Annotated in this window: 11 protein-coding genes; 5 read left to right on the top strand and 6 right to left on the bottom strand. The window is 72.8% G+C overall.

What is annotated here, in order from left to right:
- The 3 genes from ACIRGB_RS00005 to glgB form a co-directional block, all read left to right on the top strand.
- Positions 1-426 (top strand): alpha-glucosidase C-terminal domain-containing protein (locus tag ACIRGB_RS00005; RefSeq protein WP_403856745.1); only part of this gene is annotated, 426 nt, incomplete at its 5' end.
- A gap of 97 nt (positions 427-523) precedes the next feature.
- Positions 524-1,954, top strand: coding sequence for a maltokinase (locus ACIRGB_RS00010; RefSeq protein ID WP_403856748.1), 1,431 nt, complete (start codon positions 524-526; stop codon positions 1,952-1,954).
- A gap of 40 nt (positions 1,955-1,994) precedes the next feature.
- The gene (gene glgB, locus ACIRGB_RS00015; RefSeq protein ID WP_403856751.1) at positions 1,995-4,466 is read left to right on the top strand and encodes a 1,4-alpha-glucan branching enzyme; all 2,472 of its coding nucleotides are present in this window, start codon (positions 1,995-1,997) and stop codon (positions 4,464-4,466) included.
- Positions 4,467-4,482: 16 nt separating this feature from the next.
- Here the strand turns inward: glgB and ACIRGB_RS00020 are convergent, their stop codons facing one another.
- From ACIRGB_RS00020 to ACIRGB_RS00035, 4 genes are all read right to left on the bottom strand, one after another.
- Positions 4,483-6,750, bottom strand: a complete 2,268-nt coding sequence (locus tag ACIRGB_RS00020) for a HelD family protein (protein WP_403856754.1) — start codon at positions 6,748-6,750, stop codon at positions 4,483-4,485.
- A 142-nt stretch (positions 6,751-6,892) separates the two neighbouring features.
- Positions 6,893-7,207 (bottom strand): thioredoxin family protein, encoded by a 315-nt coding sequence (locus ACIRGB_RS00025; protein ID WP_403858151.1) that lies wholly within the window; start codon positions 7,205-7,207, stop codon positions 6,893-6,895.
- Positions 7,208-7,218: 11 nt separating this feature from the next.
- A complete protein-coding gene (locus ACIRGB_RS00030) occupies positions 7,219-7,617 on the bottom strand; it encodes a MerR family transcriptional regulator (RefSeq protein WP_403856757.1) in 399 nt (132 codons plus the stop codon).
- Positions 7,618-7,764: 147 nt separating this feature from the next.
- Positions 7,765-9,159, bottom strand: a complete 1,395-nt coding sequence (locus ACIRGB_RS00035; protein ID WP_403856760.1) for a cation:dicarboxylate symporter family transporter — start codon at positions 9,157-9,159, stop codon at positions 7,765-7,767.
- A 155-nt stretch (positions 9,160-9,314) separates the two neighbouring features.
- On the opposite strand from ACIRGB_RS00035, the gene ACIRGB_RS00040 reads away from it, so the two are divergent.
- Both ACIRGB_RS00040 and ACIRGB_RS00045 read left to right on the top strand, forming a co-directional pair.
- Complete coding sequence (locus ACIRGB_RS00040; protein WP_403856763.1) at positions 9,315-10,988, top strand: ATP-binding protein; 1,674 nt, start codon at positions 9,315-9,317, stop codon at positions 10,986-10,988.
- Complete coding sequence (locus ACIRGB_RS00045; protein ID WP_403856766.1) at positions 10,985-11,677, top strand: response regulator; 693 nt, start codon at positions 10,985-10,987, stop codon at positions 11,675-11,677. The genes ACIRGB_RS00040 and ACIRGB_RS00045 overlap by 4 nt, the downstream gene beginning before the upstream one ends.
- Here ACIRGB_RS00045 and ACIRGB_RS00050 read toward each other — a convergent pair.
- On the bottom strand, positions 11,562-13,847 hold the full coding sequence (locus ACIRGB_RS00050) for a tetratricopeptide repeat protein (protein ID WP_403858153.1): 2,286 nt from the start codon (positions 13,845-13,847) through the stop codon (positions 11,562-11,564). The genes ACIRGB_RS00045 and ACIRGB_RS00050 overlap by 116 nt on opposite strands.
- 207 nt (positions 13,848-14,054) lie before the next feature.
- Positions 14,055-14,594: a hypothetical protein gene (locus tag ACIRGB_RS00055; RefSeq protein ID WP_403856769.1), complete on the bottom strand. Its 540-nt coding sequence runs from the start codon at positions 14,592-14,594 to the stop codon at positions 14,055-14,057.
- Positions 14,595-14,603: the final 9 nt, after the last annotated feature.

Below are 14,603 nucleotides of genomic sequence, written 5' to 3' on the forward strand. Positions count from 1 at the left end.
TTCTCCACCTGCGACCCCGGACGCCTGTTCCTGCCCACGATCATGGACCCGGTCTACGGCTTCCAGGTGACGAACGTCGAGGCGTCCATGGCCTCGCCCTCGTCCCTGCTGCACTGGACCCGCCGCATGATCGAGATCCGCAAGCAGAACCCCGCCTTCGGCCTGGGCACCTACACCGAACTGCCCTCCTCCAACCCCGCGGTCCTGGCGTTCCTGCGGGAGTACGGGGACGACCTGGTGCTGTGCGTCCACAACTTCTCCCGGTTCGCCCAGCCCACCGAGCTCGACCTCAGCGCCTTCGGCGGGCGCCATCCGGTCGAGCTGTTCGGCGGGGTCCGCTTCCCGGCCGTCGGCGACCTGCCGTACCTGCTCACCCTGGGCGGTCACGGCTTCTACTGGTTCCGGCTGCGCAAGGACGCGGTCTAGATACCGGCCCCCATCCCCGGGCGAGGCGGTTTCCACCGTTCCGCCCGGGGCACGCATCAGTAACCACCCCGACGATCCGGGGAAAGGACGCGACGTCATGTCGGAAGCCGCCATACGCACCCATGCGAGCCCGCCGGACCTCCTTGCGTCACTCGATCCACTGCTGCGCCAGTGGCTGCCGCGGCAGCGCTGGTTCGCCGGCAAGGGGCGCCCGGTCACCGGTTTCTCGCTGGTCGCGGCCACCGAGCTGCTCCCGGCCGACTCCCGCCTCGGCCTCCACCACGTGCTGGTCCGCACCCACCAGCGGCACACGCCGGCCGGTGGCGCGGCCGAGGAGCCGGGCGACTGCTACCAGCTCCTGATCGGCACCCGCGAGGCGTTGCCGCCCCGGCTGGCGCCCGCGCTGATCGGGCAGGTGACCGAGGGCCCGGCGGCCGGACGCACCGCTTACGACGCCCTCTACGACACCCGCCCCGCCGAGGTGCTGCTGGAGGCGCTGCGTACGCGGGCCCGTATCGGCGCGCTGCGCTTCGAGCGCGGGGAGCCGGAGCCTGAGCCTGAGCCGGACGAGGAGATACGCACGGGCGGGATACGCGGCGGGCTGGTGCCACGGCTGATGACCGCCGAGCAGTCCAACTCGTCCGTCGTGTACGGAGATACGTTCATCCTCAAGCTGCTGCGGCGGATCGTGCCCGGCGTCAATCCCGACCTGGAGCTGCCGCTGGCCCTGGCCCGCGAGGGCTGCCCCCGGGTGCCGGCACCGGCGGGATGGATGACGGCCGAGCTGGCCGACCGCTCCTGGGTGCTGGGCGTGCTCCAGCCCTATCTGAAGGGGGCGACCGACGGCTGGGAGCTGGCGCTGCGCGAGCTGGCCAAGGGCGAGGACTTCACCGCCGAGGCCCGGGCGCTCGGGCGGGCCACCGCCGAGGTGCACACCGCGCTGGCCCGCGCGCTGCCGACCGTCACCCTCGGCCACGCCCAGGCGCGGCAGCTCGCCGACGGCATGATCGAGCGGCTGGAGGAGGCCGCGCAGGCGGTACCCCTGCTGCGGTCGTACGCCCCCGCGCTGCGGACGGCGTTCACGGCGCTGGCCGACCTGGCCGCCGAGGGCCGCACCTGGACCGCGCAGCGCGTCCACGGCGACCTGCACCTCGGCCAGTGCCTGCGCTCGCCCGACGGGGAGTGGTCGCTGATCGACTTCGAGGGGGAGCCCGCGAAACCCCTGGCCGAGCGCAGACTGCCGCAGCCCGCGGTGCGGGACGTCGCCGGGATGCTGCGCTCCTTCGACTACGCCGCGGCATCGGCCGAGGTACGCGTGCCGGGCTGGGCCGAGTCCTGCCGGGCCGCGTACTGCACCGGGTACGCGGAGGCCGGCGGCCGCGACCCGCGCACCGATCCGGTGCTGCTGCGCGCCTACGAGACGGACAAGGCGGTCTACGAGGTCCTGTACGAGGCCCGGCACCGTCCCGACTGGCTCCCGGTACCCCTGGCGGCGGTGCGCCGCCTGTCCGTGCCCGAGCCCGCATGACGCCCACGCCCGCTCCCACTCCGCCCAGGAGGCCCCGCCCGTGACCCCCCGCCCCTCGTCCAGCGGCCCCGACCCGAAGAAGACGACCGGGAAGAAGACGACCGGGAAGCAGACAGCCGGGAAGGAGACGGCCAAGCCCGCGAAGAAGGCCGCCCCGAAGAAGGAAGTCGCGAAGAAGGCCGTAGCGAAGAAGGCGGTCACCAAGAAGGCGGTCACCAAGAAGGCCGTGGCCAAGAAGACGGTCGCCAAGAAGGCGGCCCCGAGGAAGACCGCGCCCGGGGTGGGAGCAGGTCCCACCGTCGCCTCCCCCGAGACCGAGGCCGCCGTCTCCCCCGCGCTGGACCCCGGCGACCGGGAGCGGCTGCTCGCCGGCACGCACCACGATCCGCACGCGGTGCTCGGCGCCCACCGGGTGCCCGGGGGCGTCGCGTTCCGCGCGTTCCGGCCGTACGCCCTGGCCGTGACCGTGCTGTCCGGGGAGCTGCGGGTCGAGCTGCACGACGACGGCGAGGGGTTCTTCTCCGGTCTCGTGCCGCTGGACGAGGTCCCGGTGCACCGGCTGCTCGTGACCTACGAGGGGACGGTCCAGGAGACCGAGGACCCGTACCGCTTCCTGCCCACCCTGGGCGATCTGGACCTGCACCTGATCGGCGAGGGGCGGCACGAGCAGCTGTGGCGGGCGCTCGGCGCGCACCCGACGACGCGGGACGGGGTGGCGGGCACCCGGTTCGCGGTGTGGGCGCCGAACGCGCGCGGGGTCCGGGTGGCCGGCGGCTTCAACTTCTGGGACGGTACCGGCCACCCGATGCGTTCCCTCGGCCCGACCGGGGTGTGGGAGCTGTTCCTGCCCGGTGTCGGCGCGGGCGAGCTGTACAAGTTCGAGATCACCCGGCCCGACGGCTCCCGCACCTTCCGCGCCGACCCGCTGGCCCGCCGTACGGAGGTGCCGCCCGCCACGTCCTCCGTCGTGCACGCCTCGCACTACACATGGGGCGACGAGGAGTGGCTGGCCCTCCGCGCGGACGCGCCCGCGCACGAGGCGCCGATGTCGGTGTACGAGGTCCACCTGCCCTCCTGGCGCCCCGGACTGACCTACCGCGAGCTGGCCGAGCAGCTCCCGGCCTACGTCGCCGACCTGGGCTTCACCCACGTCGAGCTGATGCCGGTCGCCGAGCACCCCTTCGGCGGCTCGTGGGGCTACCAGGTCACCGGCTTCTACGCGCCCACGGCCCGGCTCGGCGACCCCGACGACTTCAAGTACCTGGTCGACCGGCTGCACCGGGCCGGGATCGGCGTGCTGATGGACTGGGTGCCGGCGCACTTCCCGCGCGACGACTGGGCGCTGGCCGAGTTCGACGGGCGCCCGCTGTACGAGCACTCCGACCCGCTGCGGGCGGCACATCCGGACTGGGGGACGCTGGAGTTCGACTTCGGGCGCCGGGAGGTGCGCAACTTCCTGGTGGCCAACGCCGTGTACTGGTGCGAGGAGTTCCACATCGACGGCCTGCGCGTGGACGCCGTCGCCTCGATGCTGTACCTGGACTACTCGCGCGAGCCGGGCCAGTGGACGCCGAACGAGCACGGCGGCCGGGAGAACCTGGACGCGGTGGCGTTCCTCCAGGAGATGAACGCGACGCTGTACCGGCGGGTGCCCGGCGTGGTGACGGTGGCGGAGGAGTCGACGGCCTGGGACGGGGTCACCCGGGCCACGCACCACCAGGGGCCGAGCGGCTTCGGCGGACTGGGCTTCGGGCTGAAGTGGAACATGGGGTGGATGCACGACTCGCTGGAGTACATGAGCCGCGAGCCGGTGTACCGCAAGTACCACCACGGCGAGCTGACCTTCTCCATGGTGTACGCGTACAGCGAGAACTACGTGCTGCCGATATCGCACGACGAGGTGGTGCACGGCAAGAAGTCGCTGGTGTCGAAGATGCCCGGCGACTGGTGGCAGCAGCGTGCCAACGAACGGGCGTACCTGGGCTACATGTGGGCCCATCCCGGCAAGCAACTGCTGTTCATGGGCCAGGAGTTCGCCCAGGGCGCGGAGTGGTCGGAGGCGCACGGCCCCGACTGGTGGCTGCTGGACCCGGAGTACGGGGCGGCGGCGGACCACCGGGGCGTGCGCGACCTGGTGCGGGACCTGAACACCGTCTACCGGGCCACGCCCGCGCTGTGGCGGCGCGACACCCATCCCTCCGGGTTCGCCTGGGTGGTCGGGGACGCCGCCGAGGACGACGTGCTGGCCTTCCTGCGCCTGGACGCCGACGGCACCCCGCTGCTCTCGGTGTCGAACTTCGCCCCGGTGGTCCGCCCCGGCTACCGCCTCGGCGTCCCCGAGGACGTCCCGGCCTGGCACGAGGTGCTCAACACCGACGCCGCCCGGTACGGCGGCGGCGACGTCGTCAACCCGGACCCGGTCAAGCCGGAGGCACAGGGGTGGCACGGCCGCCCGGCGAGTATCCGGCTGACCCTGCCGCCCCTGGCGACGGTGTGGCTGCGTCCGGCCTGACGGGCGGGTCCGTCCGTCAGTCCGCGTCCACCAGCCCCTTCGGCAGCGGCTCGCTGTGCAGGACGGCGAGCCGCTGGGTGGCGCGGGTGAGGGCGACGTACAGGTCGCTGGTGCCGTAGCGGCCGGGCTCGACGACCAGGACGGAGTCGAACTCCAGGCCCTTGGACTGGCGCGGGTCCAGGAGGACCGTCTTGCGCGTCAGGTCCGGCTCGGCGCCCGCCGTCACGCCGTCGAGCCGGGCCGCGAGCACCCGGTGCAGCTCGCGCGGGGCGATGACGGCGAGGCGGCCCTCCTCGGGGGTCAGCTCCCGCGCCGCCTCGGCGACGGCGGCCGGGAGGTCGCCGGTGGCGCGGACCCAGGGCCGTACGCCCGTGGACCGGACCGAACTCGGCGGCTCGAAGGACGGGTCCTCGGCACGGACCACGGCCGCCGCCAGGTCCATGATCTCGGCCGGGGTGCGGTAGTTGACGCCCAGGCGGGTGTGCTCCCAGCGGTCCTCGACGTAGGGGGCGAGGATCTTCGACCAGGAGCCGACACCGGCCGCCTCCGCGGTCTGCGCCGGGTCGCCGACCAGGGTCATCGAGCGGGTCGGGCAGCGGCGCATCAGCAGCCGCCAGGCCATCGGGGACAGCTCCTGCGCCTCGTCCACGATGATGTGCCCGAACGCCCAGGTGCGGTCGGCCGCGGCGCGTTCGGCGGCGCTGCGGTGGTCGTCCTCCTCCTGGCGCTCGGCGAACCGCTCGGCGTCGATGATGTCGTGCGCGGACAGGACCTCGGCGTCGTCGTCGTGCTTGTCCTCGAACTCGTAGGTCCGGGACGCGTACGACACGTCCAGCACGCCCTGCGCGTAGGCGATCTGCTCCGCGCGCTCGCGTTCGGCGCGGGAGCGGGCGATCCGGTCGTCCACACCGAGCAGTTCGGCCGCCTCGTCCAGGAGGGGCACGTCGGCGACGGTCCAGTGCCGGGTGACCGGGCGGCGGACGGCGGCGGCGTCCTCGGCGGGCAGGAAGCCCTCGGGGGCGGCGAGGAAGTCGGCGACCAGACGCTGCGGGGTGAGCCGGGGCCACAGCTGGTCGACGGCGGACCAGACCTCGGGGTTCTCGGCGAGTTCGTCGCGGATCTGGGTGATGTCGCTGGGGTCGAGGAGGTTGGAGCCGTCGTAGGGGTCGGTGCCGATGCGCTCGGCGACCATGTCGGTGAGGGTGTTGAGGATGTGGCCCTCGAAGTGCTCGCGGGCCGCGTTGTGCGGCAGCTTCGCGGCGCGGGTGCGCTCGCGGGCGACGTTGACCAGGTCGTCGTCGAGCATGAGGATCTCGCGGTCGTGCTCGATCGCGATCACCGGGTCGGGCAGCGCCTGCCGGTCGCGGACCACCTCGGCGAGCACGTCGGCCATGTCGGCCCGGCCCTTCACCGCCGCCGCCTCGGGGGTGTCCGTCGCGGTGGCCTGCACACCGGGGAACAGCTCGCCGACGGTGGCGAGGAGCACCCCGGTCTCGCCCAGCGAGGGCAGCACCTCGCCGATGTAGCCGAGGAAGGCCGGGTTGGGGCCGACGATGAGGACGGCGCGCTTGGCGAGCAGTTCGCGGTGCTCGTAGAGGAGGTAGGCGGCGCGGTGCAGGGCGACGGCGGTCTTGCCGGTGCCGGGGCCGCCCTCGACGACCAGGACGCCGCGGTGCGGGGCGCGGATGATGCGGTCCTGGTCGGCCTGGATGGTCTGCACGATGTCGCCCATGCGGCCGGTGCGCGCGGAGTTCAGCGCGGCGAGCAGCACGGCGTCGCCGGAGGGGTCCTCGTGGCCGGTGCGCCTCTCGTCGCCGAGGTCGAGGATCTCGTCGTGCAGCGCGGTGACCGTACGGCCCTCGCTGGTGATGTGCCGGCGGCGGCGCAGCCCCATCGGGGTGTGGCCGGTGGCCAGGTAGAAGGGGCGGGCGACACCGGCCCGCCAGTCGATGAGGACGGGGGTGCGTTCGGCGTCGTCGGCGCGGAGTCCGATGCGGCCGATGTGGTGGGCCTGCCCGGAGGTGAGGTCGATCCGGCCGAAGCAGAGGGAGCCGTCCACCGCGTTGAGCGCGGCGAGCAGCCCGGAGCGCTCGGCGACCAGGATGTCCCGCTCCAGGCGCGCCTGCTGGGGGGTGTTGCCCTGCGCGAGCGCGTCGGTGACGGAGTCCTCGGCGTCGCCGCGCAGCGCGTCCACGCGCGCGTACAGTCCGTCGATGAATTCCTGCTCGTGCAGCAATTCATCGTCCGGAAATTCGGTGTTTGACAATTCCACTCCCGGCCGCATATACTGTGCCTACTGAACTTCTTCGCGACCTCATTCTTCTGAAGTCACGAATCAACGAATATACGCAGAGAAATCCCCCGAGCGCAATTGCTCGGGGGATTTTTTCGTGGCCGACCGTGGGCCGACCGGTCTGCCGGGCCGGTCAGAGCACGTCGGCCAGTTCCTCCAGGAGCCGCCGCTTGGGCCGGGAGCCGACCATCGACTTCACCGGCTCGCCTCCGCGAAACACCATGAACGTCGGCATCGACAGCACCTTGTACGCGTTCGTGGTCGCCGGATTCCGGTCGACGTTCAGCTGCACCACCCGCAGCCGCTCGCCCTCCTCCTCGGCGAGCGCGCCGAGCACCGGCGCCATCTGCCGGCAGGGCGGGCACCAGTCGGCGGTGAACTCCACCAGCACGGGCAGGTCCGACCCGATCACCTCCGTCGCGAAGTCCGCGTCCGTCACCTCGGGCACCCCGCTGGTCTTCATCCGTGTCCTCCCAGTTCGCACTTCGGCTCCGGACCCCCCAGAGCCGCCGCCTCCGCCCGCGTCAGCTGCGCGGCGACCTGCGCGCGCACCGACGTGAGCTGCTCGATCAGCGTGTCCAGCTCGGCCAGCTTGCGCCGGTAGACCACCAGGGACGCCGGGCAGGAGTCGCCCTCGGGGTGCCCGGCGCGCAGACACTCCACGAAGGGGCGGGTCTCCTCCAGGTCGAACCCGAAGTCCTGGAGGGTCCTGATCTGCCGCAGCAGCTTCAGGTCGTCCTCGTCGTAGGTGCGGTAGCCGTTGTCGCCCCGCCGCGCGGGCAGCAGGCCCCGCGACTCGTAGTACCGCAGCGTCCGCGTGGTGGTCCCGGCCCGTGCGGCCAGCTCGCCGATTCGCATGCCGACGAACGTAAGCCTTGACCCGGACGTCAAGGCAAGAAGCCCCGCGCCGGGGGGGGAGGGCGCGGGGCTTCTTCGGGGGGCCGGGCGGCTGAGCAACGGGGGGAGCACCTCAGCCGCCCGGGGTGCGGGGGCGGCGTACGGGCGTCAGGCCCTCGCCAGTTCCTTCTCGCCGCCCGGCTCGGGCAGGTCCGGCGCGTCCTCGGCGTCGGCGGTGCCGTGGCCGTCGTCGAGCAGCGTCTTCTCGTCGAACGGCACCCGGCCGGCGAGCACCTCGTTCACCCGGTCCTTGTCGATCTCCTTGGTCCAGGTGCCGATGAGGACGGTGGCGACGGCGTTGCCGCCGAAGTTGGTCAGGGCGCGGGCCTCGCTCATGAAGCGGTCGATGCCGACGATCAGGCCGATCCCGTCCACCAGGGCGGGCTTGTGCGACTGGAGGCCGCCGGCCAGCGTGGCGAGACCGGCGCCGGAGACACCGGCGGCGCCCTTGGAGGCCACCAGCAGGAAGAGCAGCAGCGGGATCTGCTCGCCGATCGACATCGGCGTACCCATGGCGTCCGAGATGAACAGCGAGGCCATGGTCATGTAGATCATGGTGCCGTCGAGGTTGAAGGAGTAGCCGGTCGGGACGGTGATGCCGACCACCGGCTTGCTGACGCCCAGGTGCTCCATCTTCGCGATGAGGCGCGGCAGCGCCGACTCCGACGAGGAGGTGGACAGGATCAGCAGGAACTCGCGGCCCAGGTACTTGAAGAGCGAGAAGACGTTGATCCCGGCCACGACGCGCAGCACCGTGCCCAGCACCAGGAAGAGGAACAGGACGCAGGTGACGTAGAAGCCGAGCATCAGCACGGCCAGGCTCTTGAGCGCGTCGACGCCCGCCGAGCCGGTGACGGCGGCGATGGCGCCGAAGGCACCGACCGGGGCCGCCCACATGATCATCGCCAGGACGCGGAAGACCAGCCGCTGGATGTGCTCGATGCCGCGCAGCACGGGCTGGCCGGCGTTGCCCATGGCCTGCAACGCGAAGCCGCAGAGCAGGGCGATCAGCAGGGTCTGCAGGACCTCGCCCGCGGTGAACGCGGAGACGATCGTCGTCGGGATGATGCCCATCAGGAAGTCGACGGTGCCCTTGGCCTCCGCGTCGACCTGCGCCTGGCCGGTCTCCTTGACGGCATCGGTGACCGCGAGGCCCGTGCCGGGGTCCAGGATGTTGCCGACGATCAGGCCGATGGCGAGCGCCACCAGCGACATCACCAGGAAGTAGACCAGGGCGATACCGCCCACCGCGCCGACCTTGGCGGCCTTGCGGACCGAACCGATGCCCAGCACGATCGTGCAGAAGATGATCGGCGAGATCATCATCTTGATCAGGTTCACGAAGCCGGTGCCGAGCGGCTTCAGCTCGGTGGCGAAGTCCGGCGCGATCAGACCGACGGCGATGCCGAGGGCGACCGCGATGATCACGGCTATGTAGAGATAGTGCGTGCGGTCGCGCTTGGCTTTGGGTGCGGCAGGTGCCGTAGCGGCGTTGCTGGTCACGGCTGCCCTCCTTGACGACGTCGTCGGTACTCACCGGCGTGCGGCTCACGTCCGGGGGTGTGGATCGGGGATGCGGTGACTATCTCCCGGCCTGTGAGCGCGGTCACCCTTGCGTTCATTGAGTTCACCATCCAGCCACGAGGGAGACTGGCGGCATGCACCTCCGCGTCCCGAGACCCCGCAGCCTGGCGGGGCAGCTCTTCGCCATGCAGGCCGTCCTGATAGCGGTCGTCGTGGCCGGGTACGCGCTGTTCAGCTACATCAGCGACCGGGGGCAGGCGGAGGAGGCGGCCGGGCGCCAGGCCAGGGCGGTGTCGCTGGCGATCGCCGACTCGCCGTCCGTGGCGGCGGCGATCCGCACCCCGGACCCGACGGCGCGCCTCCAGCCGTACGCGGTGCGGGTCATGCGGGACACCGACGTGGACTTCGTGACGATCATGAACCCGCGGGGCATCCGCTGGACCCACCCCAAGCCGGACCAGATCGGTCGTCCCTTCCAGGGCCACATCGAGCGCGCGCAGCGGGGCGAGACCTTCACCGAGACCTACACGGGCACGCTCGGCCCCTCGGTCCGGGCGGTCACACCGGTCGTGGACGACGGCCGGATCGTCGGCCTCGTCTCCGCCGGGATCAAGGTCGAGGAGATCAGCAAGCGGGCGCAGGAGCAGCTCACGGCCCTGACGGGGGTGGCGGCCGGGGCGCTGCTGCTCGGCGCGGTCGGCACGTACGTGATCAACGCGCGGCTGCGCCGGCACACGCACGGGATGAACGCGGACGAGCTGAGCCGGATGCACGACTACCATCAGGCGGCGCTGCACGCGGTGCGGGAGGGCCTGCTGATGCTGGACGGGCAGTACCGTGTCGCGCTGATCAACGACGGCGGACGGGAGCTGCTCGGCGTGCGCGGTGACGTGGTCGGCGCCTCGGTCGCGGACCTGGGGCTGCCCTCGCCGCTGACGGGGGCGCTGCTGGCGTCGGAGCCGCGGGTGGACGAGGTGCACCTGGCGGCGGAGCGGGTGCTGGTGGTGAACACCTCGCCGGTCTCCGGCGGTGAGCACCGGGGCACGGTGGTGACGCTGCGGGACGTGACCGAGTTGCAGTCGCTGACCGGCGAGCTGAACTCCGAGCGCGGTTTCACCCAGGCGTTGCGGTCCCAGGCGCACGAGGCGGCGAACCGGCTGCACACGGTGGTGTCGCTGATCGAGCTGGGGCGGGCGGAGGAGGCCGTGGAGTTCGCGACGGCGGAGCTGGAGCTGGCCCAGGCCCTCACCGACCAGGTGGTGGCGGCGGTGAGCGAGCCGGTGCTCGCGGCGCTGCTGCTGGGCAAGACGGCGCAGGCCAACGAGCGGGGAGTGGAGCTGGTGGTGTCGCAGGAGAGCCGGCTGGACGACGGACTGCTGCCGCCGTCGCTGCCCGCCCGGGACCTGGTGACGATCCTGGGCAACCTGGTGGACAACGCGGTGGACGCGGCCCAGGGGGCGGTGCCGTCGCGGGTGACGGTGGCGGCGTACACGGAAGGGGCCGGGGCCGACGGCTCCCAGCTGGTGCTGCGGGTGTCGGACACCGGCGCCGGGGTCGACCCGGCCCATGCCGACCTGGTCTTCCAGCGGGGCTACTCGACCAAGCCGGCCGACGAGGGCGGGCGCGGCCTGGGCCTCGCCCTGGTCCGGCAGGCGGTGCGGCGGCACGGCGGCACCCTGACCGTCACGGAGGCCGAGGGCGGCGGCGCCCGCTTCGAGGCCCGGCTGCCGCTGGGCGATGCCGGGGGCGGCGGGCCGGCCCCGGCGACGGTGACGGGCAGCAGACCGGGCACCGGGGGTGCGGTGTGAGCACCGCCGACGCACAGCCCATCCGGGTCCTGGTGGTCGAGGACGACCCGGTCGCCGCCGACGCCCACGTCCTGTACGTCGGCCGCGTGCCGGGGTTCGTCGCGGTCGGCAAGGCGCACACGGGCGCGGAGGCACGCCGCATGCTGGACCGCACGCCGGTCGACCTGCTCCTGCTCGACCTGCACCTGCCCGACGTGCACGGACTCCAGCTGGCCCGGTCACTGCGCGCGGCGGGACACCACACCGACGTGATAGCGGTGACGTCGGCACGGGACCTGACGATGGTGCGCGAGGGGGTGTCGCTGGGCGTCGTCCAGTACGTCCTGAAGCCCTTCACCTTCGCCACCCTGCGCGACCGCCTGGTCCGTTACGCCGAGTTCCGGGGCACCGCCGGAGAGGCCAGCGGCCAGGACGAGGTCGACCGCGCCCTGGCCACCCTGCGCGCCCCCGGCCCGGCGGCCCTGCCCAAGGGCCTGAGCGGACCGACCCTGGAACGGGTGACGGGCGCCCTGCGCGGCGCGACCGAGGGCCTCACGGCGGCCGGGGTCGCCGAGGCGGTGGGCATCTCCCGCATCACGGCCCGGCGATACCTGGAGCACCTGGTCGACGCGGGCCGGGCGGTGCGGAGCCCGCAGTACGGGCAGGTGGGGCGGCCGGAGCTGGTGTACCGGTGGGTACGGGGGCGGTGAGCCGCGCCGCTCTGCGCGCCTGTTCGGCCTCCTTGGGCGAGCCCGCCCGCTCGTAGGCGTCGGCGGCCTGCGTCATCCGCGCGCGGGCCCGCTCGGCGTCCCCGGCCGTCTCGTGCACGAGCCCGAGGGCGTACAGCGTCCGGGCGGCACCGTGCCAGTCCTCGAACTCCTCACAGATGTCCAGACTGTCGAGGCAGGCGGTCACGGCTTCCGCCGTACGGCCCCGCGCGTTGAGGGCAACGGCGTAGTTGTGCCAGGCCCTGCCCTCGCGGGGCCGGTCCCCCGTCTCCCGGTAGAGGTCGAGGGCGGCGCGCAGGGCGTCGAGGGCCTCGTCGACACGGCCGGATTTGCGCAGGGTGATGGCGAGGTTGTTCCACACACCGGCCTCGCTGTGCCGGTCCCCGGTGCGGCGGAAGAGGCCGAGGGCGGTGTGGAAGGCTTCGACGGCCCCGTCGACCTGACCCACGTCACCGAGGATGTTGCCGAGGTTGGACACCACCATCGCCTTGCCGTTGTCGTGGCCCACCGCGTCGTAGAGGTCGCCCGCCCGTTGGTGCGCCTCCCACGCCTCCCTGAGCCGGCTGCCTCCCCGCAGGGCGTTTCCCATCCTGTTCCAGGCGGCGGCTTCGACGGCCTTGTCACCCTCCCGGCGTGCGGCGGCACAGGCGGCCCGGCACACGGTGACCGTGTCATCGAAGAAGCGCCGCCACTCGAAGTACTCACCGAGCGCACTGGCCAGTTGGGCGGCGTCGAAGGCCAATGGTCGGTCCGTCGCCCACTGGACGGCGGCCACGAGCCCGGCGCGCTCCGCGTCGAACCAGGCGAGCGCATCCTCCCGACTCCGGAACGGCCCGGTCTCCTCGTCGTCCTCCGTGCGGGGCCGCAGGCGCGCGTCCGCCGCGCGGGCCCGCTCCAGGTAGTGCCGCAGCACACGCGCCCGCGCGGCGTCACCCTCTACTCGGGCCACCACTCCCGCCCCGAACACCCGCACCAGATCGTGCAACCGCCACCACCCGCGCGTGTGCCCCCTCTCCACGAGGTGCGCCCGGGCCAGAGCCTGTTGGTCACGCACCGCAGGACGGCCGGCGCCGACCAGCGCGGCGACGACCTCGTCGCTCACCTCGGGTCCAGGCGCGAGCGCGAGCAGGCGCAGCAGCCGGGCCTGCTCGGGCGGCAGTCGGCGGTAGGACAGCTCGAAGGCGGCGCGAACACTGCGCTCGCCGTCGTCGAGGTGGTCCAGCCGGTCGTGGGCCTCGGCCAGTTCCGCCACGAGTTCGGTCACCGGCCTGCCCGGATCGGCCGCCAGCAGGGCGGCCGCGATCTGCAGGGCCAGCGGAAGGTGCCCGCAGAGGCTCGCGAGTCGGCCGCTCGTGCCGGGGTCGTCGCCCACCCGGCCGTCGTGCGGATCGGCGATCCGCAGGGCGCGGTCGAGGAGTTCGTACGCCTCCCCCGCTCCGAGTTCGTCCAGCGGCAGGAGCCGCGCGCCGAGTTGGGGCAGCCGGTCACGGGACGTGACCAGCACGCGGTGCCGGGGGTCACCCGGCACGAGGAGCCGTACCTGGTCGGCCGACGAGGCGTTGTCGGCCAGGACCAGCACCCCGCCTCGTTCGCGGGCCCGGACGGCCAGCGTCGAGCGGTAGAGCGCGGCCCGCTCGTCCGTGGTCGTGGGCAGGTGTTCCGGCGGGGTACCGAGAGCGTGCAGCAGGGTTCGCAGACTTCGGTCCGCGGTGACGGGTTCCCGGTCGTAGCCGTGCAGGTCGATGAAGAGCACCCCGCCGGGGAACCAGCCCCGTTCTCGGGCGAGGTACGCGGTCTCGACGGCGAGCGCGGTCTTGCCGATGCCGCCGAGACCGGACACGGAGACGACCGGCGCCGCGGCGGACCGCGCACCGTCCGGGTCCAGCGCCCGCAACAGGTCCTCGGACTCGCGGTCCCGACCGGTGAACCCGCCGGGCCTCGGCGGCAGGCCCGCCATCGCCTCCGGGACGGCCGTCCCGCCCTCCTGGACCACGACCTGTACGCCGATCACCTCGCGCAGGAAGACGCCGCCCCGGAAGTCGGTGTGGTCGCCGCCGTACCAGGACGCTCCGCTGCCCGGCGCCGACCGCTCCATGGCCCGTGCGACGGCACCGGCGACGCCGGACGGCTCGGCGGCGAGCAGCTCCGCCACCGTCTCGCCCCACTCCCGCACGGCATCCCGCCGCGCCGGTTCCGCGACCGCCTTCGCGATGTCCCGGACGGACGTGCCGACACCGAGCCCCAGCACCCGCGCCAGCGCCTCCACCGCCCGGCGCCCCTCGTCTCCGCCCGCTCCCTCGGCCAGGGCCGTCAGCAGTGCCGTTTCCATCCGCGCCGTACCTCCCTGCCGGAGGGACGATCACGCCGCCTTCGCGTACCACACGACCTGCGCGGCGAGCCCCGCCACGGCGAGCGCCTCCAGCACCGAGAGCGCGACGAGCAGCCGGGTGGCGTCCCCGTTCACCCAGAAAACGACCAGCGCCGCCAGGGGTACCGCGCAGAACGCCGTCAGGTCGATCACGGTCTGGATCGTCTTGCGGGACCGGCGCCGGGTGTCGCTCCGGTGGTACGCCTCCCACCCGAAGGTCGCGAACCCGCTGCTGTGCGCCGCGAGTTCGGCCAGCTTGGGCCCCAGATCGTCCCGGACGTAGAGCCCTATCGCCGAGATCTTCTCGTCGTTGACGAGATAGGTCCACCCGAGGACGAGACACACCGGCGGCAGCGCCAGCAGCATCGAGGGCTGCTCGGCCTGTGCCGTGGCCGCGATGACGGCGGCCACGACGGCCAGCGTCACGTAGAGGAGATTGTCCCGGAACCCGATCCTCGCCCTCTGCTCGCTCTTCACGCTCTCGTACTCGGCGAGCAGCAACTGCCCCACCGTGAAGTCCTGTTCCGGCACTCGATCCCC

Source organism: Streptomyces sp. NPDC102490 (assembly GCF_044765285.1).
Taxonomy (GTDB): domain Bacteria; phylum Actinomycetota; class Actinomycetes; order Streptomycetales; family Streptomycetaceae; genus Streptomyces.

Coding starts and splice junctions, on each gene's coding strand:
- ACIRGB_RS00010 (WP_403856748.1), top strand. CDS start 524: ATGTCGGAAGCCGCCATACGCACCCATGCGAGCCCGCCGGACCTCCTT.
- ACIRGB_RS00020 (WP_403856754.1), bottom strand. CDS start 6,750: ATGCGGCCGGGAGTGGAATTGTCAAACACCGAATTTCCGGACGATGAA.
- ACIRGB_RS00030 (WP_403856757.1), bottom strand. CDS start 7,617: ATGCGAATCGGCGAGCTGGCCGCACGGGCCGGGACCACCACGCGGACG.
- ACIRGB_RS00040 (WP_403856763.1), top strand. CDS start 9,315: ATGCACCTCCGCGTCCCGAGACCCCGCAGCCTGGCGGGGCAGCTCTTC.